The organism is Paraburkholderia sp. J76, assembly GCF_905220295.1.
In the GTDB taxonomy this organism is placed as follows: domain Bacteria; phylum Pseudomonadota; class Gammaproteobacteria; order Burkholderiales; family Burkholderiaceae; genus Paraburkholderia.
The window spans coordinates 81,895-100,677 of the sequence record NZ_CAJMZJ010000018.1 but is presented as its reverse complement, the minus strand read 5'-3'; the positions used below and the strand labels follow the sequence as shown (position 1 = coordinate 100,677).

The window sequence follows — 18,783 nt, the reverse complement described above, 5'->3', positions numbered from 1 at the left end:
GAGTTGGCATTTACAAGGGGCGTTCTTTAAAAAGCTTCGGAAGTCCTTGATATCTCGGGGTTTTCCCGCAGAAAAGAGGGCCACTTTCTTTTCAGTTTGTAAATGCCTCATGAATAAAACGATGCTGCACCACGACAATTCCCGCGCTCGATACCCCATCAAACAGGATTGTCGATATCGATAAAGAGATGCTCGAGGGCGAACGCTTCCGAGAGATGCGCGCCCACCGCCTGCACGCCGAAGCGCTCCGTTGCGTGATGGCCCGCGGCAAGAAACGCCACGCCGCTTTCCGCCGACGTATGCGTGGTCTGCTCGGAGATTTCGCCGGTGAGAAAGACGTCGGCGCCGGCGTCGATGGCGGCATCGAAGAAACTTTGCGCCGCGCCCGTGCACCACGCGACGCGGCGAATTTGCCAGTCCGGGTCGCCAAGCACGAGCGGCGCGCGGCCGAGTGTCTGCTCGACCTCGGCCGTAAAGTGGGCGAGCGTGATCGGCAGCGGCAGCGTGGCCATCCAGCCGAGATCCTGTTCGCCAAAACGTTGTTCGCCGATCCAGCCGAACCTCGCGCCTAATTGCGCGTTATTGCCCAGTTCGGGATGGCTGTCGAGCGGCAGATGGTAGGCGAACAGATTGATGTCGTTCGCCAGCAGCGTCTTCAGGCGCCGGTACTTGCGGCCCGTAATTTGCGGCGCTTCGTTCTTCCAGAAGTAGCCGTGGTGCACAAGCACGGCGTCGGCGCCCCACTCGAGCGCGGCTTCGAGGAAGGCAAGCGAAGCGGTCACGCCCGTGGCGATCTTCTCCACGCGGCGACGCCCTTCGACCTGCAGGCCATTGGGGCAGTAGTCCTTGAACCGCGCGGATTCCAGAAGATTGTTCAGATACAATTCCAGTTCGATCCGATCCATATAATCCTCTAATCTTCAGATGCTTAGACGCTTTTGGCTGTTCTTCGCCCAGGCGGTGACGGTCCTGCTGGCGTTGATGTTCATCATCGCCACGCTTAAACCGCAGTGGCTGCAGCACCAGGGGCAGTTCGGCAAGCAGCTCGCCGAACCGATCGTCGCACTGCGGGAAGTGGCGCCCGGTATCGGCGGAGGCGCCGCCCAGGGGTCCTATGCGGACGCCGCCCAGAAAGCCATGCCCGCGGTGGTCAACGTGTTCTCGAGCAAGGATGGGTCGTTGCCGCCCGATCCCCGCCAGAACGACCCGCTATTTCGCTACTTCTTCGGCGATCGCAACAAAAACCAGAAACAGCCGGAGCAGCCTGCCGCCAACCTGGGTTCGGGCGTCATTGTCAGTCCGGACGGTTACATTCTAACGAACCAGCACGTGATCGACGGCGCTGACCAGATCGAAATCGCGCTTTCCGACGGCCGCACCACCAACGCCAAGGTGATCGGCATCGACCCGGAAACCGATCTGGCGGTGCTCAAGATCAACCTGCCGAACCTGCCCACCATCACGCTCGGCCGCATGGACCAGACGCGCGTGGGCGACGTCGTGCTCGCCATCGGCAACCCGTTCGGCGTGGGCCAGACGGTCACGATGGGCATCATCAGCGCGCTCGGCCGCAATCACCTCGGCATCAACACGTTCGAAAATTTCATCCAGACCGACGCGCCGATCAATCCGGGCAATTCCGGCGGCGCGCTCGTCGACGTGAACGGCAACCTGCTCGGCATCAACACGGCCATCTACTCGCGCTCGGGCGGCTCGCTCGGCATCGGCTTCGCGATTCCCGTTTCCACGGCGCGCAGCGTGCTGGAGAGCATCATCACCTCGGGTTCGGTTACGCGCGGCTGGATCGGCGTGGAGCCGCAGGACGTGACGCCGGAGATCGCCGATTCCTTCGGGCTGAAGGAGAAGTCGGGCGCGATCGTCGCGGGCGTGCTGCAGGGCGGCCCCGCCGACAAGGCCGGCATCAAGCCGGGCGACGTCCTCACCTCGGTGAACGGCGAGGCCATCACGGACACCACGCGCCTCCTGAACGTGATCGCGCAGATCAAACCGGGCACCGACGCCAGGATCCACCTCGTGCGCAAGAACAAGGACATGGATCTCGACGTGCTGATCGGCAAGCGGCCGCCGCCTCCCAAACAGCCGGCCCAGGAAGACGGCGAAGGCGACGACGACGGCGGATGATTACGCCAGAGGCCGCGTTGCACGCAATCAAAAACGAAATGGCCGCGAACCCAGGTTCGCGGCCATTTGCTTATTGGCGAAGCGCCAGCGACGCTAGCTCGCCGGCTGACTCTCGTCCGCGGCCGCCTTCTCGCCGGTGCCGACGAAGATACGCGCCGCGATAATGCCCGCCTCGTACAGCACGATGAGCGGCAGGGCGAGTATGAGTTGCGAGAACACGTCCGGCGGCGTCACGACGGCGGCGACAATGAACGCGCCCACGATCACGTAAGGCCGCACCTGCTTGAGCTTCTTCACCGTGACCACGCCCATGCGCACGAGCAGCACGACGATGATCGGCACCTCGAACGTCACCCCGAACGCGATGAACATGGTGAGCACGAAGCTCAGGTAATTGTCGATATCGGTCGTCATCTCCGCGCCGAGCGGCGCGTTGTAATGCGCCATCACGCGGAAGATGGTCGGGAACACCACGAAATACGCGAACGCCATGCCGCACAAAAAGAGCGTGTAGCTGCTCGCCACCAGCGGTGCGACGAGCTTCTTTTCGTGCTGGTAAAGGCCCGGCGCGATAAACGCCCAGATCTGGTAGAGCACGACCGGCAGCGCGATCACGAAGGCCACGAGCATCGTGACCTTCATGGGCACGAAGAACGAGCCGGTCACGTCGGTGACGATCATCTTGCCGTCCCGCGGCAGGTTCTGCATGAGCGGACGCGCGAGCAGACGGAATATGTCGGGCGCCCAGTACACGAGCCCGATGAACACGACGATCACGGCAAGGCCCGCGCGAATGATGCGGTCGCGCAGTTCGACGAGATGGGAAATGAAGGTCTCTTCCGAGCCTTCTTCCAGTTTTTGCTGGGGGTCGCTCACACCGGCCCTCTATTGGAAATGGTCGTGCGCAAAGGCGGATCCGCGTCAGAAGAAGCGCGTGGGCCGGCGCAGGCTTGCCGGAGTGTGCTGCGCCACGCGCGCAGCGCCGGATTGGACCCGCGTGCGGCGCAGCGTGGCGCGTTTGTACCACACGGGCGCGGCGCTTTGCTTCACGCGCCAGTTCTTGCGCCTGGCGCCGTTCGCACCCGCGTTGCCTGAGCGCCATGCCGACGGAGTTGCCGCGCCTTCCACAGCGTCGGTGGCAGCGGCTTCCATGCTGACGGGGTCCGCGCCGCCAGCGATGCTCGGCGAAACCGACGTGCCCGCGTTCCACGCGTCGTTCAGTTCGGTTTCATGCTTGCGCAGGTTGTCCTGAACGTTTTTTTCGACGTTCTGCGCCGCCGCCTCGAACTCGGTCTTCATGCGGCGCAGTTCGTCGAGTTCGATCTCGCGCGTGACTTCCGCCTTCACGTCGTTGATATAGCGCTGCGCGCGCCCGAACAGCGCGCCCGCCGTGCGTGCGACACGCGGCAGCCGCTCAGGCCCGAGAACGACCAGCGCGACGACGCCGATCAGCGCCATCTTGGTTAAACCGAGATCGAGCATGAATGGAGATTTCCGTCAGCCTTGGCTGCCTTCACCAGGAAGCGAGTAACAAGCGGATAACAAGCGGCGGCGGCAAAAGAAGCCGCCACGCGTTTTAGCGGTAGTCGTTCGAGCGCGGCGTCTTGTCCTTGGCTTCCACGTCGACTGCACTGCGATCGCCTGGCAGTTCGCGCGGTTGCGTGTCGGCGCCGGCGCCTTCGCTCTCGCGCATGCCTTCCTTGAAACCCTTTACCGCACCGCCCAGATCGCTACCGATATTGCGCAGCTTCTTCGTGCCGAAGACGAGCGCAACGATCAACAAGACGATCAGCCAGTGCCAGATGCTCAACGAACCCATGATTAACTCTCTCCTTAACCCCGCCGCCGTGCGAGCTGCACGACGCGATAAATTGTGCCTGTTCGATGTTGCATGGACGTGGCGCGCGACCCCTTGGTACAGCCCTCCCCGCGAAGCACGCCATCCGCCAGTTATACCGGCTTTCAGCGCCGCCGGCATTCAGGCCAATGCACGCCAATGCAGGCCAACTCAGCCCATGCGGTGCCACGGACGCGGCCCGGCCAGCAAATGCGCATGCAGATGATAGACCTCCTGCCCGCCGCCCGGCCCCGTATTCACCACCGTGCGAAACCCGGTTTCGCCGCCCGTGTACGAGACGCCCAGTTCCCTCGCGAGCCGCGCAACCAGTACAAACATTCTACCAAGCAGCGGTGCGTCGTTTTCGCCGCAATCGGCAAGGGTGGAAATATGCTGGCGCGGAATCACGAGGACGTGCGTTTCGGCTGCGGGCCGGATGTCACGGAAGGCGACGAACTCGTCGTCCTCATATACCCGCGTGCTGGGAATATGGCCATCGGCGATCTTGCAGAAGAGACAGGTGCTGCGGTCGTGACTCATGGTGCTCCTGGTGAGCAAAGCCGCTCACGCACCCCGGCGCCCTTAGAACCAGGCTCGCGGATTGTGCAGCGGCTTGTTGTCGTACAAGTACAGCCAGCCTTTGATGATACGGTACAACGTCCAGATCGCGACAGCCCACAAAATTGGAATGCCGACCAGCACGAAGATGAGCACGCCGCCGATCAAATGACCGGCCAGGCCAAGCCAGAACGTGCGGATTTGCCACTCGAAGTGCTGCTCGTAAGGCGTGCCGAGCGCTTCGTCGCGCTTGAGGTAATTGAGGATGATGGCCACCAGCACCGAAACGCCGCCGGTGAGCCAGTACACCGCGTAGAGCGCGTACAGCACGTGCGTGAACGTGCGCAGGCTGCGCAAGCGGTCCGCGTCGACGCTGTGGCGGTACGAAGGGGGCGGATAGTCGCCGGACGTGGACATATTTGATCTCCCTGTGCGGAACAAATTGCGCCTGGGGCCAGCCTCAGTCGCCGTTCTCTTCGCGCTCGCGACTCTTGCGCAGCGCCTTTTCCTCGAGACCCGAAAGCCCTTCGCGGCGCTCCAGTTCCGCGAGCACGTCGGCAGGACTCAGATCGAAGTGCGAGAGCGTCACGAGGCAATGGAACCACAGGTCGGCCATCTCGCCGACCAGCGCCTTGGGCGCGCCGCCCTGGCGCACGTCCTTCGCGGCCAGCACGACTTCCGTCGCTTCTTCGCCGACTTTCTTGAGCACCGCGTCGTCGCCCTTGTGAAAGAGGCGCGCGACGTAGGAGGCGTCCGGATCGCCGCCCTTGCGGCTGTCGATCACCGCCGCGAGGCGCAGCAGGGTGTCGTTGGTGTTCGGTTGCGTCATTTGTAGATGTGTTCGGGGTCTTTGAGCACAGGATCGACGGCGACCCAGCGGCCTTCGTCGACGGTGCCTTCGAATTGCTGGAAAAAGCACGAGTGACGGCCCGTGTGGCACGCGATGCCCGAGACCTGCTCGACCTTGAGCAGGACGACGTCTTCGTCGCAGTCGAGGCGGATGTCATGCACGTGCTGCACGTGGCCCGACTCCTCGCCCTTGAACCACAGGCGCTGGCGCGAGCGCGAGAAGTACACGGCGCGGCGCAGTTCCACCGTCCTGGCGAGCGCTTCGCGGTTCATCCACGCGAACATCAGCACGTCGCCGGTGGTGGCTTCCTGGGCAATCACGGGCACGAGGCCGTTGGCGTCCCAGTTGATCTTGTCGAGCCAGTCGGCCTTCGGGATATCTTGCGTCTGTGCGTTGCTCATGGCGTCACATCCTCACCGAAATGCCCTGGTCGGCCATGAAGCGCTTCGCCTCGCCCACCGTGTGCTCGCCGTAGTGGAAGATGCTCGCCGCCAGCACGGCGTCGGCGCGGCCCTTGACGATGCCGTCCGCGAGATCCTGCAGGCCGCCCACGCCGCCCGAGGCGATCACGGGAATCGGCACCGCGTCGGACACCGCGCTCGTGAGGGCGAGGTCGAAGCCGCTCTTCGTGCCGTCGCGGTCCATGCTCGTGAGGAGGATTTCGCCCGCGCCCAGTTCGGCCATCCTGCGCGCCCATTCGACGGCGTCGATGCCCGTGGCCTTGCGGCCGCCGTGCGTGAACACTTCCCAGCGCGCGGGTTCGCCCGGCGCAGAAGTACGCTTGGCGTCGATAGCGACGACGATGCACTGCGAGCCGTATTTGTCCGCTGAATCGCGCACGAGCTGCGGATTGGCGACCGCCGACGAGTTCATGCTCACTTTGTCCGCGCCGGCATTGAGCAGGCGCCGCACGTCGGCCACGGCGCGCACGCCGCCGCCCACGGTGAGCGGAATGAAGACCTGCGAAGCCACCGCCTCGATGATCGGCAGGATCAGGTCGCGCTGATCGGAGGTCGCGGTGATGTCGAGGAAGGTGAGTTCGTCGGCGCCCTGGTCGTCGTAGCGGCGCGCGATTTCGACGGGGTCGCCCGCGTCGCGCAGCTCGACGAAATTGACGCCCTTCACGACGCGCCCGGCGGTCACGTCGAGGCAGGGGATGATGCGTTTGGGTAGAGCCATGATCTTGCCGAAGTTGCCAGTCGGTGGGTATGCGGCGAGCGCCTTTCGCGAGAAGGCCGCCAGCCCCGGTTCGGGCGTGGCGCGCAGCCCATTGTCGCGCGCCTTGCGCGTTGCCTTGCGCGTTGTCGCGAAATTATCCCGTATGAGCGCCAGTCCCCGCGGAGATGGCGGCGCAGCACCAAAAACAAAAGGCCTCCCGTTACGGAGGCCCGCGTTCGACGCGTTACGCGTCGTCCGATTCGCGCAGGCTGTCTGCGCGCGTTTGCGCGGCGGCGAAATCGAGGTCGCCCGAGTAGATCGCGCGGCCGCAGATCACGCCTTCCACGCCTTCGTCTTCGACTTCGCAAAGGGCGTCGATGTCGGCGAGGTTGGAAAGACCGCCGCTCGCGATGATCGGAATCTTCACGGCGCGCGCGAGGCGCACCGTCGCTTCGATGTTGATGCCCTGAAGCATGCCGTCGCGGCCGATGTCGGTGTAGATGATCGACTCGACGCCGTAGTCCTCGAACTTGCGCGCGAGGTCCACGACTTCGTGGCCCGTGAGCTTGCTCCAGCCGTCGGTCGCGACTTTGCCGTCTTTCGCGTCGAGGCCCACGATGATATGGCCCCCGAATGCCGTGCACGCTTCCTGGAGGAAGCCGGGATTCTTCACGGCGGCGGTGCCGATGATCACGTACGAGAGGCCGTCGTCGAGATAACGCTCGATGGTGTCGAGGTCGCGGATGCCGCCGCCGAGCTGCACGGGAATCTCGTCGCCGACTTCGCGGATGATCTCGCGAATCGCGTCTTCGTTCTTCGGCTTGCCGGCGAACGCGCCGTTCAGGTCGACGAGGTGCAGACGCCGCGCGCCGCGCTCGACCCAGTGTCGGGCCATAGCCGCCGGTTCCTCGGAGAAAATCGTCGCCTGGTCCATATCGCCTTGTTTGAGGCGCACGCAGTGACCGTCTTTGAGATCGATGGCCGGAATCAGCAGCATAGCTTCGGGTGTGTCTGGGAGTGTGGTTGGAGTCCGCAGCGCCGACGGAAAAAAGGCCCGATCCGACGCCGTTTCGCTAGTTTAGTACAACTCTTTCGGCGGCCTTGCTGACGCAAATCGTATGCCGCGGCGCTTGTGCGCAAATACGGCTGCGAGCCTCAGCGCCGCAGGAAATCAGGGGTTCCAGTGGACGAAGTTGCGATAGACGCGCAAGCCCGCAGCGGCGCTCTTTTCCGGGTGAAATTGGGTGGCGAAGATGTTATCCCGCGCCACTGCCGAGGTAAAGGCCGCGCCGTACGGCGTTTCGCCCACCGTGTGCGCCGCGTCCGCCGGAACCACATAGTAGCTGTGCACGAAGTAAAAGAAGCTGTCGTCGGGCACGCCTTCCCACAGGGCGTGCGGGCGCGCCTGGCGCACGCGGTTCCAGCCCATTTGCGGGACCTTGAAGCGCGAGCCGTCGTCCTGCAACTGGCCTTCCAGATCGAAGCGCACCACCTTGCCGGGCAGGAGGCCGAGACCCTTCGTGTCGCCTTCCGCGCTCCAGTCGAACAGCATTTGCTCGCCCACGCACACGCCCATGAGCGGCTTCGTGCGCGAGGCTTCGAGCACGGCGTCCTGCAAGCCCGACTCGGCGAGACTGCGCATGCAGTCGGGCATCGCGCCCTGCCCCGGCAGCACCACGCGGTCGGCCGCGCGGATCGCCTCGGGACGCTCGACGATCGCCACGTCGGCTTCCGGCGCGGCCTGCCTCAGCGCCTGGGCAACCGAACGCAGGTTGCCCATCCCATAATCCACAATCGCAATTGAAGTTTTCATCTCGAATCCGGCCTGCTCATCCCGAAGCCATCAATGTACGCCAGTCGGCGCGTGCGAAACCATTAGCCGAATGGCCAACGCGGCGCACCGACGCGTCGGCCAAAGGCGCCGGCCTCGTTTAGAGGCTGCCCTTCGTCGACGGAATCTTGCCCGCCTGACGTTCGTCCAGTTCGGCGGCCTGACGCAGCGCGCGGCCAAATGCCTTGAACACGGTTTCCATCTGATGGTGCGCGTTCAGGCCGCGCAGATTGTCGATGTGCAACGTCACGCCGGCGTGGTTCACGAAGCCGCGGAAGAATTCGATCGACAGGTCGACGTCGAACGTGCCGATGCGCGCGCGCGTGAACGGCACGTGGAATTCGAGGCCCGGACGGCCCGAGAAGTCGATCACGACGCGCGAGAGCGCTTCGTCGAGCGGCACGTAGGCGTGGCCGTAGCGGCGAATGCCCTTCTTGTCGCCGATGGCCTGCGCCACCGCCTGGCCGAGCGTGATGCCGACGTCTTCCACCGTATGGTGGTCGTCGATATGCGTGTCGCCATGCGCCTCGACTTCCAGATCGATCAGACCGTGTCGTGCGATCTGGTCGAGCATGTGGTCGAGAAACGGCACGCCGGTCGCGAGCTTTTGCTCGCCGGTGCCATCCAGATTGAGTTTCACGCGGATTTGCGTTTCGCTGGTGTTGCGAACGACTTGCGCGACGCGCATGGCAATATCCTTCAAACAGCCCGTAACAGGAGAGTGGGAGAACGAAGCATTCGGCGGCTTACTTCAGCACGAGCTTCAGGGCGGCGAGCAATTGCGCGTTTTCGCCGGGGGTGCCGACGGTCAGGCGCACGCAGTTCGCAAGCAATGGGTGCATTTTACCCACGTTTTTGATCAGAATCCGGGCAGACAGCAGCGTGTCAAAAACCGCCGCCGCGTCGGGCACGCGCACGAGCAGGAAATTGCCCGCGCTTTCGAACACTTGCGCGCCCGGCAGCTTCGCCACTTCGGCCGCGAGCGTCGTGCGTTGCGCGCGCAGTTGCGCGGCCTGCGCGTCGAGCACGTCGACATGATCGAGCAGCAGATCGGCGGCCGCCTGCGTGAGCACGTTCACGTTGTAGGGCGGGCGCACCTTGTCGAACTCGTTGAGCCAGCTCGGGCGCCCGGCCAGATAGCCGAGGCGTATGCCCGCGAGCCCGAGCTTCGACATCGTGCGCATCACGACCACGTTGTCGAACTCGCCCGCGCGCGGCATCCAGCTTTGCATCGCGAACGGCTGGTAAGCCTCGTCGATCACGACCAGGCTCTTCGCCGCCGCAGCCGCCGCGATCACGCGCTCGATGTCGGCGTCGTCGAACAGCGTGCCCGTGGGGTTGTTCGGGTAGGCCAGCCAGATCACGGCCGGGGTGTGCTCCGCGATGGCCGCGAGCGTCGCTTCGAGATCGAGCGTGAAGTCGGCCTTGAGCGGCACGCCGACGAACTCCGCCTGCGCGAACTTCGCCGACATCGCGTACATGACGAAGCCCGGCACCGGCGCGAGCACCTTCGCGCCCGGCTTCGCGCACGCCGTCGTGATCATGCTGATGATCTCGTCCGAGCCGTTGCCGAGCAGCACGTCGCAGTCGGCGGGCACGCGCATCACCTGCTTGAGCTTCGCGATCAGCGCTTCGGGGCGCGGCGCGGGATAGCGGTTGAGCGCGACCGCAGCGAGGCGTTCGCCGAGTTGCGCGGCAAGGTCGGGGGGCAGCGGAAACGGGTTCTCCATGGCGTCGAGCTTCACGAAACCGGAAGCGTCGGGCACGGGGTAACTCGTCATCGCGAGCACGTCGCGACGGATGATGTCTTGTGGTGTCGTCATGTCGAAAGGCGGCTCGCGAAGAGCGGGCCGCCGGCATGGGCGGCTCGGCGAGGCGGCCCCCCTTGGTTATCGTCGTGGTCTCTGCTGCGTGCGGTCAAACTGCGGATCGGACTGCCGCGCCCCGTGCACTTGCGGGGCTTGCCGTCGCGCAACGTCTCCATGCTGCGCGGCGGCTCATTCGATCAACTGCCTGCAAGTGGCCAGGCGTGCCCTACACCTGCTTCATGCGAAATTCGGCGCTGCGCGCGTGAGCCTGCAGGCCTTCGCCATAGGCCAGTTCGGCCGCGATCTCGCCGAGCGTTTGCGCGCCTTCCGCGCTCACCTCGATGAGGCTCGAACGCTTGATGAAATCATAGACCCCGAGCGGCGACGAGAAACGTGCGGTACGAGACGTAGGCAGCACGTGATTCGGCCCCGCGCAGTAGTCGCCGAGGCTTTCGCTCGTGTAGCGGCCAAGGAAGATCGCGCCCGCGTGGCGAATTTCGGCGCCCCACTTCTGCGGCTCCAGCGCGGAGATTTCGAGGTGCTCCGGCGCGATCTCGTTGGCGATGGCGCAGGCCTCGGCCATGTCGCGCACCTTCACGAGCGCGCCGCGGTTCGTGAGCGACGTGGCGATGACTTCGGCGCGCGGCATGGCGCCCAGCAATTCGTCGATGGCGTCTTCCACGCGCTTGATGAAGCCGGCGTCCGGGCACAGCAGGATTGACTGGGCGAGTTCGTCGTGCTCGGCCTGCGAGAACAGGTCCATCGCCACCCAGCGCGGATCGGTCGTGCCGTCGCAAATCACGAGGATTTCCGAAGGGCCCGCGATCATGTCGATGCCGACCGTGCCGAACACGCGGCGCTTGGCCGAAGCGACGTAGGCATTGCCCGGGCCGCAGATCTTGTCGACGGCCGGAATCGTGTTCGTGCCGTAGGCGAGCGCCGCCACGGCCTGCGCGCCGCCGATCGTGAACACGCGATCGACGCCGCCGAGCAGCGCCGCCGCCAGCACGAGCGGGTTCTTCACGCCGTCGGGCGTGGGCACGACCATGATGATTTCGCGCACGCCCGCCACCCGCGCGGGAATGGCGTTCATCAGCACGGACGACGGATACGCGGCCTTGCCGCCCGGCACGTACAGACCGACGCGGTCGAGCGGCGTGACCTTCTGGCCGAGCACCGTGCCGTCGGCTTCGGTGTATTGCCAGCTATGCGAGCCGCACTCGATGCGCTGCTTCTCGTGGTAGCCGCGCACGCGCGCGGCCGCCGCCTCGAGCGCCGCGCGCTGCTTGGGTTCGAGGCTCTCCAGCGCCGCTTCGAGTTCGCTGAAAGGCAGTTCGAGCGCCGCGACGCTCGTGGCCGCGAGGCGGTCGAAGCGGTTCGTGTAGTCGAGCACGGCGGCGTCGCCGCGCGCCTTCACGTCGGCGAGAATCTGCGCGACGGAACGCTCGATGGCCTCGTCCTCGCTCGCCTCGAAAGCGAGCACCGCGTGCAGCGCCTGCTTGAAGCCTTCGGCGCTGGAATCGAGTTTGCGCATCGTGATAGCCATGCTGGTATCCATCCGTTACGTTGTGCGCGCCGCGCCTTTTGAGATGCGTGACGCGCGAGGCGGCGCGTCATTGCGCCTGCCCTTTACTGCTACCGTCCGGTCGCCCGATCAGACGGCCTGCGTGCCGCGCGACGCGCGTTCGAACGCGTCGATGATGGGCCGCAGCGCGGCGCGCTTGAGCTTGAGCGCCGCCTGATTCACGACGAGGCGCGACGAGATCTCCATGATCTCCTCGACCTCGACCAGATTGTTCGCGCGCAGCGTGCCGCCGGTGCTGACGAGGTCGACGATCGCGTCGGCGAGGCCCACGAGCGGCGCAAGCTCCATCGAGCCGTACAGCTTGATCAGGTCGACGTGCACGCCCTTCGCCGCGAAGTGCTGGCGCGCGGCTTCCGTGTACTTGGTCGCCACGCGCAGACGCGCACCCTGGCGCACCGCGTTCGCGTAATCGAAGCCGCCCTTCACCGCCACCGAAAGACGGCAGCGCGCGATATCGAGATCGATCGGCTGATACAGGCCACCGCCGCCGTGCTCGTTGAGCACGTCCTTGCCCGCCACGCCGAAGTCGGCCGCGCCATATTCCACGTAGGTGGGCACGTCGGTCGCGCGCACGATGATCACGCGCAGGTTCGGGTTAGTGGTCGGCAGGATCAGCTTGCGCGAGGTTTCCGGGTCTTCGGTCACTTCCACGCCGGCCGCGGCGAGGAGCGGCATCGTCTCTTCGAAGATGCGGCCCTTCGAGAGCGCGAGCGTCAGCGGCGCGCTGGCCGCGGCCGCCGGCGTGGGCCGGGAATCGACCGTGCTCATGCCGCCTTCCCCTTGATCCGCTTCACGTTCGCGCCGATCTTCGTGAGCTTCTCTTCCATGCGGTCGTAGCCGCGGTCGAGGTGATAGATGCGGTCGATCAGCGTTTCGCCGTCGGCGCACAGGCCCGCGATCACGAGGCTCGCCGAGGCGCGCAGGTCGGTTGCCATCACCTTCGCGCCGGAGAGCTTTTCGACGCCCGCCACGAGCGCCGTCTTGCCGTCGATCGTGATGTGCGCGCCCAGGCGGTTCAGCTCCTGCACGTGCATGAAGCGGTTTTCGAAGATCGTCTCGACGACCTGCGAGGTGCCGTCCGCAATGGCGTTGAGCGCCATGAACTGCGCCTGCATGTCGGTCGGGAACGCCGGGTATTCGGAGGTGCGCACGTTCACGGCGCGCGCGCGCTCGTGCATGCGTACGCGCATCCAGTCGTCGCCCTCTTCGATCGTCACGCCCGCTTCGCGGAGTTTGTCGGTCACGGCGTCGAGAATGTGCGGGCGCACGTGGCGCAGCGTGACGTCGCCGCCCGCCGCCGCGACCGCGCACAGGAACGTGCCCGCTTCGATCCGGTCGGGAATGACGGCGTGGTGCGCGCCGTGGAGCTTGTCCACGCCTTGAATGACGAGGCGGTCGGTGCCGATGCCGTCGATCTTTGCGCCCATCGCCACGAGCAGGTGCGCGAGGTCGCCTACTTCGGGCTCGCGCGCGGCGTTCTCGATCACCGTTTCGCCATCGGCCAGCACGGCGGCCATCAGCAGGTTTTCCGTGCCGGTGACCGTGATCATGTCAGTGACGATGCGCGCGCCCTTCAGACGCTTCGCGCGCGCTTCGATGAAGCCGTGCTCGATGTTGATCTCGGCGCCCATCGCCTGCAGGCCCTTGATGTGCTGGTCCACGGGGCGCGCGCCGATCGCGCAGCCGCCCGGCAGCGACACCTTCGCCTCGCCAAAGCGCGCGACGAGCGGACCGAGCACGAGGATCGACGCGCGCATGGTCTTCACCAGCTCGTACGGCGCGACGAGGTTGTTCACCTTCGAGGCGTCGAGCTGCACGCGGTGGCCGTCCTGCTCGGTGCGCACGCCCATCTGGTTCAGCAGCTTGAGCGTGGTGCGCACGTCCTGAAGGTCGGGCACGTTGTCGAGATGTACGGGTTCCGCGCTCAGAAGGCCTGCGCAGAGAATCGGCAGTGCAGCATTCTTCGCACCGGAAACGACCACTTCCCCTGCGAGCTTCTGCCCGCCGACGATGACGAGTTTATCCATGCCTGAGGTTTCCTGATCGTTGCGGCCGGCCTGCTGGGTCGCGTGATGTTGGTTTGCGCCGCTCGCGGCGGCGTCTTTGTCCTGGGTAATTCGCACTGAGATTCCAGATTATGCGTTCTGCCATTCGGCGGGCGTGAGCGTCTTCATGCTGAGCGCGTGGATTTCCTCGCGCATGCGGTCGCCGAGCGCCGCGTAGACGAGCTGATGGCGCTGGATCAAGCGCTTGCCGTCGAATGCTGAGGAGACGATCGTCGCGAAGAAATGCTGGCCGTCGCCTTCGACTTCGAGGTGCTCGCACGCGAGCCCCGCCGAGATGTACTGCTTGATCTGTTCCGGTGTCGGCAACATGAGTATGGCTCCTGCCTGATATTGCGCTTAGTGGCGCAGCTTGTACCCGCTCGCGAGCAACCGCATGGCGAGCGTGGCAAGCGCCACGAAAAACACGAAAACGATCGAAAGGCTCACGAGCGGGTTGATGTCGGACAGGCCGAAGAACCCGAAGCGAAAGCCGTCGATCATGTAGAAGAACGGATTGAGCCGCGACACCTCGCGCCACAGCGGCGGCAGCGTATGCGTCGAATAAAACACGCCCGAAAGAAACGTGAGCGGCATGATGAGAAAGTTCTGAAACGCCGCGAGCTGGTCGAACTTTTCCGCCCAGATCCCGGCGATCAGGCCGAGCGTGCCGAGAATCGCCGAGCCGAGCACCGCGAAAGCGACGATGTAGAACGGCGCGGCAAAGCTCATCGGGATGAACCAGATCGTCACGACGAACACGCCCGCGCCCACGGCGAGGCCGCGCACGATCGAGGCGAGCACGTAGGCTCCAAACATCTCCCAGGCGGCGAGCGGCGGCAATAGAACGAATACGAGATTGCCCGTGATCTTCGACTGGATCAGTGACGACGAACTGTTCGCGAAGGCGTTCTGCAGCACGCTCATCATCACGAGGCCGGGAATCAGGAAGCTCGTGTACTCCACGCCCGGATAGACCTCCACGTGGCCGCGCAGCGCGTGGCCGAAGATCGTGAGATAGAGCAGCGCGGTAATGACCGGCGCGAGCACGGTCTGGAAAGCGACCTTCCAGAAACGCAGCACTTCCTTGTAGAACAAGGTACGGAAACCGCTCATGCGAGACCCTCGACCACTTCAGGACCGTTCATCACCTGCACGAAGACATCCTCCAGATCGGCCTTGCGCACTTCCACTTCTTCGAGCTTGCAGCCATTTGCGCGGCATTTGGCCAGAATACGCTCCACGTCGTCGTAACTCGCGAGGCGCAACAGATGCTGATGCGCGCTGGCACTGGCCGGATCGACTTCGAGCGCGCGCAGATCGCTCGGCAGCACGCCCTCCGAAAAGCGCAGGAAAAGCTGCGTGCCCGCGAAGCGCTGCAGCAGCGTGCTCGTGCGCTCGAGCGCGACCATCTCGCCGCGCCGGAGCATGGCGATGCGGTCGCACAACTGCTCGGCTTCTTCGAGATAGTGCGTGGTGAGCACGATGGTGTGCCCTTCGCGGTTCAGGCGCGCGATGAACTTCCAGAGCGTCTGGCGCAGTTCGACGTCCACGCCGGCGGTGGGCTCGTCGAGCACGATCACGGGCGGACGGTGCACGAGCGCCTGCGCGACCAGCACGCGGCGCTTCATGCCGCCCGAGAGCGCGCGCATGTTGACGTCGGCTTTCTCGGTGAGATCGAGATTGGCCATGACCTCGTCGATCCACGCGTCGTTGTTGCGCAGACCGAAGTAGCCGGACTGGATGCGCAGCGTTTCGCGCACCGTGAAGAACGGATCGAACACGAGTTCCTGCGGCACGACACCGAGGTTGCGGCGCGCGTTGCGGTAGTCGGCGACGACATCGTGGCCGCGCACGGCGATCGAGCCCTCGTCCGCACGAGCGAGGCCGGCAAGAATGCTGATGAGCGTCGTCTTGCCCGCGCCGTTCGGGCCGAGCAGCCCGAAGAACTCGCCGTCTTCGACCGTGAAGCTGACGCCCTTGAGCGCCTGAAGCGACTTGTAGCGCTTCTTGACGTTACGGATTTCTATGGCTGGCATGACTAATACGCCGCCCGTTGCGAACGGCGCGGCTCAAGAGTGCATCAATGCTGCGGGGAAGACCGGAATTGGGGTCGGCTTGCGAAGGCCGGCTTTGCTGTCTCAGTTGCCCGCTTTTACCTGCGAAGCGGTGCTTTTTGCGCCGAGGCAGCGCCCAAAAAACGGTTGATTATAGGCCAAGTCGAAAAGCGCGGCCTGGCCTTGGAGGGGAAAGGCGTCGGCCCGGCGGCGCGGCGTTATGCCGCTCGAACGCGCTGCAATGCGAGCGTTCGGCCAGGCGACGCGGGTCAATGTCGCTCGTTGAGAAGCGTATCGACGCCATAGGCGCGCGCGAGAGAAGCGAGCGCGGGAGGCAAATTGAGCACCGCGAGCGCGGCGCCCCGGTCGCGCGCGGCACGCTGCCACGCGATCAGCACAGCGAGTGCCGACGAGTCGAACTGGGTGAGCGCGGCGCAGTCCACGGCGGTTGCGCCCGCCGAGATTTGCGCGAACCCGGCCGAGAGCGCGGCCTTCGCGCTCTCGTGGGTCAGGTTTGCGCCGGTGGCGAAGCGCTCGCTCACGAGGTCGCCTTGCCCGCTGCGAGTTGCTGGTTGCGCTGCGTGAGGAACTGGATCAGGCCGTCCACGCCGCCTTGCTGGATCTTTTCCTGGAACTGCTGCTGGTACGCCTGGATGAGCCACGCGCCAAGCACGTTGATGTCATACACGCGCCAGCCTTGCGGCGTCTTGTAGAGGCGATAGTCCAGTTCGATCGGCTGGCCGCCGTTCATGACCGTAGAACGGACCACGACGTCGGTGTCGTCCGGATTCGCGCGGAACGGCTTGTACTGGATCTGCTGGTCGCGCACCTGGGCGAGCGCGCCCGAGTAAGTACGGATAAGCAGCGTCTTGAACTGCTCAATGACCTGTTGCTGCTGCTCCGGCGTGGCCGTGCGCCAGTTGCGGCCCATCGCGAGCTGCGTGGTGCGGCGGAAGTCGGTATACGGCAGGATCTTTTCGTTGACGAGCTGCGTGATCTTGCTGATGTCGCCCGACTGGATGGACTTGTCGCCCTTGATCTGGCTCATGACCTGCTGCGTCACCGTCTGGACCATCGCGTCGGGATTGCTGGTATCTACCGTCTGGGCGAACGCCCCGCCGGCAAACGAAAGAAACATGGCGAAAAACGGGTACAGAAAGAATTTTTTCATATCGAGTCCTGCTAGTTGGGGGGACATCGCCCCCGTTGGAGCCAACGATATCACGCGAGATCTATCTCGCTATGTCAAAAACTGCCAGCAAAGTGCGACAAGCGTTTCTGCTTGTTACGTCAGACGTAAATGTCAGATTCACGCTCAACGCAACCGCAGCATGCCCGGGAAACCGATGCGAGCCGGCGGAACCATCTGATCGCCCGGCACCGTGGTTTCCGATGCGCCCAGCGGCGCGGCGGCGCCAGCCGGCCCTTCCAGCGCGGCCGGAGCGGCGGGAGGACTTGCTTCGCCGTTCGGATAGGCGGGCGCCATGCTGGCCGCAGTCGGCGTAGCCGCACGTGCGGTGCCCGAAGCCGGAACCGGCGCACCGGCGGCCGCGCCGGCCGCCCCTTCGTCGGCGTCGTCGTACTTCGGCGGCGGCGCGCCGTCACCGTAATCCGGCAGGTTGTTGTCGGAAGACGCGCGGCCATCCGAAAGCTGATAGCGGCGGCGTTGCAAATACGCGTTGCGGATGAACGAATACTTGTCGATCGCCGCGCCTTCGAGCAGATCGCTCGCGCCCAGCAAATTGGCGCGCGTGCTCACGACGTTCAAGCCGTAAAGGCCCCACGAGAGCGCCGCCGGATCGACATAAGTGAGCGGATTGATGAAGTAGTTGGGCACGAGGCCCACGCCGTCGCGCACCGTGCTGGGACCGAACAGCGGCAGCACGAGATACGGCCCGGGCGGCACGCCATAGTGACCGAGCGTGAGACCGAAGTCCTGGTTGTGCTTGGGCAGCTTCGCGAGCGTCGCGACGTCGAACAGGCCGCCCACGCCGAAGACCGTGTTGATCACGATCCGCATGATGTCCTCGACACCATCGGTAATCTTCAACTGCAGGAAGTTGTTCGCGGCGTTGTACACGTCGCCGATGTTCGCGAAGAAGTTCGTCACGCTGTCGCGCACGGGCTGAGGCGTCACCTTCACGTAGCCCTGGGCGACCGGCTTGAGCGCGTACGTGTCGACCTTGTCGTTGAACGTGTACACGGTGCGGTTGAAGCCTTCCCACGGATCTTCCTTCGACGGCGTCTGCACCGTCGAACACCCCCCGAGTGCAAGCGCTGCGACGCCGAGCGTCACGGCACGCATGCGTGTGGTCATCATTCTTTTTCTCCTTCTTATTGGGCCGCCGATGCCGCCGGCCCAGGGGCCGGAGCCGGGGCCGGCGCGGGCGCCGCATCCGCACTGGCGCCGCCGGACGGCTTTGCGGCGCCCGAATCGGCGGCCTTGCTATAGAGGAACTGGCCGATCAGGTTTTCGAGCACGATGGCCGACTGCGTCATCGAGATGGTGTCGCCGGCCTTGAGCATTTCCGAATCGCCGCCGGGCTCGAGTCCGATGTACTGCTCGCCAAGCAGACCGGAGGTCAGGATCTTCGCCGACGTGTCCTTCGGGAACTGGTACTGCTGGTCGAGGTTGATCGTCACCAGCGCCTGATACGTGTTCGAGTCGAAGCCGATCGAGGCCACGCGGCCCACGGTCACGCCCGCGCTCTTCACCGGCGCGCGCGGCTTGAGGCCGCCGATATTGTCGAACTTGAGCTTCACCGGATAGGTGGGCTGGAACGACAGCGAACTCATGTTGCCGGCCTTCAGCGCGAGAAACAGCAGCGCGATAAAGCCCAGCACCACAAACAGGCCGACCCAGAAGTCGAGAGCATTCTTTTTCATCGTCATCCCAATGAGAATCCGTTGCGGGG

Annotated in this window: 24 protein-coding genes; 1 reads left to right on the top strand and 23 read right to left on the bottom strand. The window is 64.7% G+C overall.

From position 1 onward, the window contains the following. Positions 1-158: 158 nt before the first annotated feature. Complete coding sequence (locus U5768_RS28070; RefSeq protein WP_322033590.1) at positions 159-905, bottom strand: Nif3-like dinuclear metal center hexameric protein; 747 nt, start codon at positions 903-905, stop codon at positions 159-161. Between the two features lie 19 nt (positions 906-924). On the opposite strand from U5768_RS28070, the gene U5768_RS28065 reads away from it, so the two are divergent. Beyond that, positions 925-2,142: a Do family serine endopeptidase gene (locus tag U5768_RS28065; RefSeq protein WP_322033589.1), complete on the top strand. Its 1,218-nt coding sequence runs from the start codon at positions 925-927 to the stop codon at positions 2,140-2,142. Between the two features lie 93 nt (positions 2,143-2,235). On the opposite strand, the gene tatC is transcribed toward U5768_RS28065, so the two are convergent. The 22 genes from tatC to mlaD all read right to left on the bottom strand — a co-directional run bounded on the left by tatC (position 2,236) and on the right by mlaD (position 18,760). Further along, positions 2,236-3,018, bottom strand: coding sequence for a twin-arginine translocase subunit TatC (gene tatC, locus U5768_RS28060; protein WP_322033588.1), 783 nt, complete (start codon positions 3,016-3,018; stop codon positions 2,236-2,238). Positions 3,019-3,063: 45 nt separating this feature from the next. Then, positions 3,064-3,624 (bottom strand): Sec-independent protein translocase protein TatB, encoded by a 561-nt coding sequence (tatB, locus tag U5768_RS28055; RefSeq protein ID WP_322033587.1) that lies wholly within the window; start codon positions 3,622-3,624, stop codon positions 3,064-3,066. Between the two features lie 94 nt (positions 3,625-3,718). Next, positions 3,719-3,961, bottom strand: a complete 243-nt coding sequence (tatA, locus tag U5768_RS28050) for a Sec-independent protein translocase subunit TatA (RefSeq protein ID WP_322033586.1) — start codon at positions 3,959-3,961, stop codon at positions 3,719-3,721. A gap of 189 nt (positions 3,962-4,150) precedes the next feature. Beyond that, entirely contained in the window at positions 4,151-4,519 is a 369-nt protein-coding gene (locus tag U5768_RS28045; RefSeq protein WP_028206580.1) for a histidine triad nucleotide-binding protein, read from the bottom strand. A 42-nt stretch (positions 4,520-4,561) separates the two neighbouring features. Continuing rightward, positions 4,562-4,954, bottom strand: coding sequence for a hypothetical protein (locus tag U5768_RS28040; protein WP_322033585.1), 393 nt, complete (start codon positions 4,952-4,954; stop codon positions 4,562-4,564). 43 nt (positions 4,955-4,997) lie between these two features. Next, entirely contained in the window at positions 4,998-5,366 is a 369-nt protein-coding gene (locus U5768_RS28035) for a phosphoribosyl-ATP diphosphatase (protein ID WP_322033584.1), read from the bottom strand. Next, positions 5,363-5,788 carry a phosphoribosyl-AMP cyclohydrolase gene (hisI, locus tag U5768_RS28030; protein WP_322033583.1) on the bottom strand — a complete coding sequence of 142 codons (426 nt, stop codon included), beginning with the start codon at positions 5,786-5,788 and terminating at the stop codon, positions 5,363-5,365. Before hisI ends, U5768_RS28035 begins: the two co-directional genes overlap by 4 nt. Before the next feature lie 4 nt (positions 5,789-5,792). Next, the gene (gene hisF / locus U5768_RS28025; protein WP_322033582.1) at positions 5,793-6,566 is read right to left on the bottom strand and encodes an imidazole glycerol phosphate synthase subunit HisF; all 774 of its coding nucleotides are present in this window, start codon (positions 6,564-6,566) and stop codon (positions 5,793-5,795) included. A gap of 223 nt (positions 6,567-6,789) precedes the next feature. Next, positions 6,790-7,542, bottom strand: coding sequence for a 1-(5-phosphoribosyl)-5-[(5-phosphoribosylamino)methylideneamino]imidazole-4-carboxamide isomerase (gene hisA, locus U5768_RS28020; RefSeq protein WP_322033581.1), 753 nt, complete (start codon positions 7,540-7,542; stop codon positions 6,790-6,792). A gap of 174 nt (positions 7,543-7,716) precedes the next feature. Beyond that, positions 7,717-8,358, bottom strand: coding sequence for an imidazole glycerol phosphate synthase subunit HisH (gene hisH, locus U5768_RS28015; protein WP_322033580.1), 642 nt, complete (start codon positions 8,356-8,358; stop codon positions 7,717-7,719). 118 nt (positions 8,359-8,476) lie between these two features. Next, positions 8,477-9,064 (bottom strand): imidazoleglycerol-phosphate dehydratase HisB, encoded by a 588-nt coding sequence (hisB, locus tag U5768_RS28010; protein ID WP_028218451.1) that lies wholly within the window; start codon positions 9,062-9,064, stop codon positions 8,477-8,479. Between the two features lie 58 nt (positions 9,065-9,122). Beyond that, a complete protein-coding gene (gene hisC / locus U5768_RS28005; protein ID WP_322033579.1) occupies positions 9,123-10,199 on the bottom strand; it encodes a histidinol-phosphate transaminase in 1,077 nt (358 codons plus the stop codon). A gap of 211 nt (positions 10,200-10,410) precedes the next feature. Beyond that, a complete protein-coding gene (gene hisD, locus U5768_RS28000) occupies positions 10,411-11,730 on the bottom strand; it encodes a histidinol dehydrogenase (RefSeq protein ID WP_322033578.1) in 1,320 nt (439 codons plus the stop codon). Between the two features lie 108 nt (positions 11,731-11,838). Beyond that, complete coding sequence (gene hisG, locus U5768_RS27995) at positions 11,839-12,537, bottom strand: ATP phosphoribosyltransferase (RefSeq protein WP_322033577.1); 699 nt, start codon at positions 12,535-12,537, stop codon at positions 11,839-11,841. Beyond that, the gene (gene murA, locus U5768_RS27990; RefSeq protein WP_322033576.1) at positions 12,534-13,796 is read right to left on the bottom strand and encodes a UDP-N-acetylglucosamine 1-carboxyvinyltransferase; all 1,263 of its coding nucleotides are present in this window, start codon (positions 13,794-13,796) and stop codon (positions 12,534-12,536) included. The genes hisG and murA overlap by 4 nt, the downstream gene beginning before the upstream one ends. A gap of 108 nt (positions 13,797-13,904) precedes the next feature. Then, positions 13,905-14,144, bottom strand: coding sequence for a BolA family protein (locus U5768_RS27985; RefSeq protein WP_028206568.1), 240 nt, complete (start codon positions 14,142-14,144; stop codon positions 13,905-13,907). Between the two features lie 27 nt (positions 14,145-14,171). Next, a complete protein-coding gene (locus U5768_RS27980) occupies positions 14,172-14,927 on the bottom strand; it encodes an ABC transporter permease (RefSeq protein WP_322033575.1) in 756 nt (251 codons plus the stop codon). Continuing rightward, positions 14,924-15,850 (bottom strand): ABC transporter ATP-binding protein, encoded by a 927-nt coding sequence (locus U5768_RS27975; RefSeq protein WP_322033574.1) that lies wholly within the window; start codon positions 15,848-15,850, stop codon positions 14,924-14,926. Before U5768_RS27975 ends, U5768_RS27980 begins: the two co-directional genes overlap by 4 nt. Before the next feature lie 287 nt (positions 15,851-16,137). Next, on the bottom strand, positions 16,138-16,410 hold the full coding sequence (locus U5768_RS27970) for a lipid asymmetry maintenance protein MlaB (protein ID WP_322033573.1): 273 nt from the start codon (positions 16,408-16,410) through the stop codon (positions 16,138-16,140). Further along, the gene (locus U5768_RS27965) at positions 16,407-17,039 is read right to left on the bottom strand and encodes an ABC transporter substrate-binding protein (RefSeq protein ID WP_322033572.1); all 633 of its coding nucleotides are present in this window, start codon (positions 17,037-17,039) and stop codon (positions 16,407-16,409) included. The genes U5768_RS27970 and U5768_RS27965 overlap by 4 nt, the downstream gene beginning before the upstream one ends. Positions 17,040-17,183: 144 nt before the next feature. Next, on the bottom strand, positions 17,184-18,188 hold the full coding sequence (locus tag U5768_RS27960) for a VacJ family lipoprotein (RefSeq protein ID WP_322033571.1): 1,005 nt from the start codon (positions 18,186-18,188) through the stop codon (positions 17,184-17,186). A gap of 14 nt (positions 18,189-18,202) precedes the next feature. After that, entirely contained in the window at positions 18,203-18,760 is a 558-nt protein-coding gene (gene mlaD / locus U5768_RS27955) for an outer membrane lipid asymmetry maintenance protein MlaD (RefSeq protein ID WP_322033570.1), read from the bottom strand. Between the last annotated feature and the right edge of the window lie 23 nt (positions 18,761-18,783).

Excerpts from the sequence above, each read along its gene's own strand:
- U5768_RS28070 (WP_322033590.1), bottom strand. The coding sequence starts at position 905 with ATGGATCGGATCGAACTGGAATTGTATCTGAACAATCTTCTGGAATCC.
- U5768_RS28065 (WP_322033589.1), top strand. The coding sequence starts at position 925 with ATGCTTAGACGCTTTTGGCTGTTCTTCGCCCAGGCGGTGACGGTCCTG.
- tatB (WP_322033587.1), bottom strand. The coding sequence starts at position 3,624 with ATGCTCGATCTCGGTTTAACCAAGATGGCGCTGATCGGCGTCGTCGCG.
- tatA (WP_322033586.1), bottom strand. The coding sequence starts at position 3,961 with ATGGGTTCGTTGAGCATCTGGCACTGGCTGATCGTCTTGTTGATCGTT.
- U5768_RS28045 (WP_028206580.1), bottom strand. The coding sequence starts at position 4,519 with ATGAGTCACGACCGCAGCACCTGTCTCTTCTGCAAGATCGCCGATGGC.
- U5768_RS28040 (WP_322033585.1), bottom strand. The coding sequence starts at position 4,954 with ATGTCCACGTCCGGCGACTATCCGCCCCCTTCGTACCGCCACAGCGTC.
- U5768_RS28035 (WP_322033584.1), bottom strand. The coding sequence starts at position 5,366 with ATGACGCAACCGAACACCAACGACACCCTGCTGCGCCTCGCGGCGGTG.
- hisI (WP_322033583.1), bottom strand. The coding sequence starts at position 5,788 with ATGAGCAACGCACAGACGCAAGATATCCCGAAGGCCGACTGGCTCGAC.
- hisF (WP_322033582.1), bottom strand. The coding sequence starts at position 6,566 with ATGGCTCTACCCAAACGCATCATCCCCTGCCTCGACGTGACCGCCGGG.
- hisA (WP_322033581.1), bottom strand. The coding sequence starts at position 7,542 with ATGCTGCTGATTCCGGCCATCGATCTCAAAGACGGTCACTGCGTGCGC.
- hisH (WP_322033580.1), bottom strand. The coding sequence starts at position 8,358 with ATGAAAACTTCAATTGCGATTGTGGATTATGGGATGGGCAACCTGCGT.
- hisB (WP_028218451.1), bottom strand. The coding sequence starts at position 9,064 with ATGCGCGTCGCGCAAGTCGTTCGCAACACCAGCGAAACGCAAATCCGC.
- hisC (WP_322033579.1), bottom strand. The coding sequence starts at position 10,199 with ATGACGACACCACAAGACATCATCCGTCGCGACGTGCTCGCGATGACG.
- hisD (WP_322033578.1), bottom strand. The coding sequence starts at position 11,730 with ATGGCTATCACGATGCGCAAACTCGATTCCAGCGCCGAAGGCTTCAAG.
- hisG (WP_322033577.1), bottom strand. The coding sequence starts at position 12,537 with ATGAGCACGGTCGATTCCCGGCCCACGCCGGCGGCCGCGGCCAGCGCG.
- murA (WP_322033576.1), bottom strand. The coding sequence starts at position 13,796 with ATGGATAAACTCGTCATCGTCGGCGGGCAGAAGCTCGCAGGGGAAGTG.
- U5768_RS27985 (WP_028206568.1), bottom strand. The coding sequence starts at position 14,144 with ATGTTGCCGACACCGGAACAGATCAAGCAGTACATCTCGGCGGGGCTC.
- U5768_RS27980 (WP_322033575.1), bottom strand. The coding sequence starts at position 14,927 with ATGAGCGGTTTCCGTACCTTGTTCTACAAGGAAGTGCTGCGTTTCTGG.
- U5768_RS27975 (WP_322033574.1), bottom strand. The coding sequence starts at position 15,850 with ATGCCAGCCATAGAAATCCGTAACGTCAAGAAGCGCTACAAGTCGCTT.
- U5768_RS27965 (WP_322033572.1), bottom strand. The coding sequence starts at position 17,039 with ATGAAAAAATTCTTTCTGTACCCGTTTTTCGCCATGTTTCTTTCGTTT.
- U5768_RS27960 (WP_322033571.1), bottom strand. The coding sequence starts at position 18,188 with ATGATGACCACACGCATGCGTGCCGTGACGCTCGGCGTCGCAGCGCTT.
- mlaD (WP_322033570.1), bottom strand. The coding sequence starts at position 18,760 with ATGACGATGAAAAAGAATGCTCTCGACTTCTGGGTCGGCCTGTTTGTG.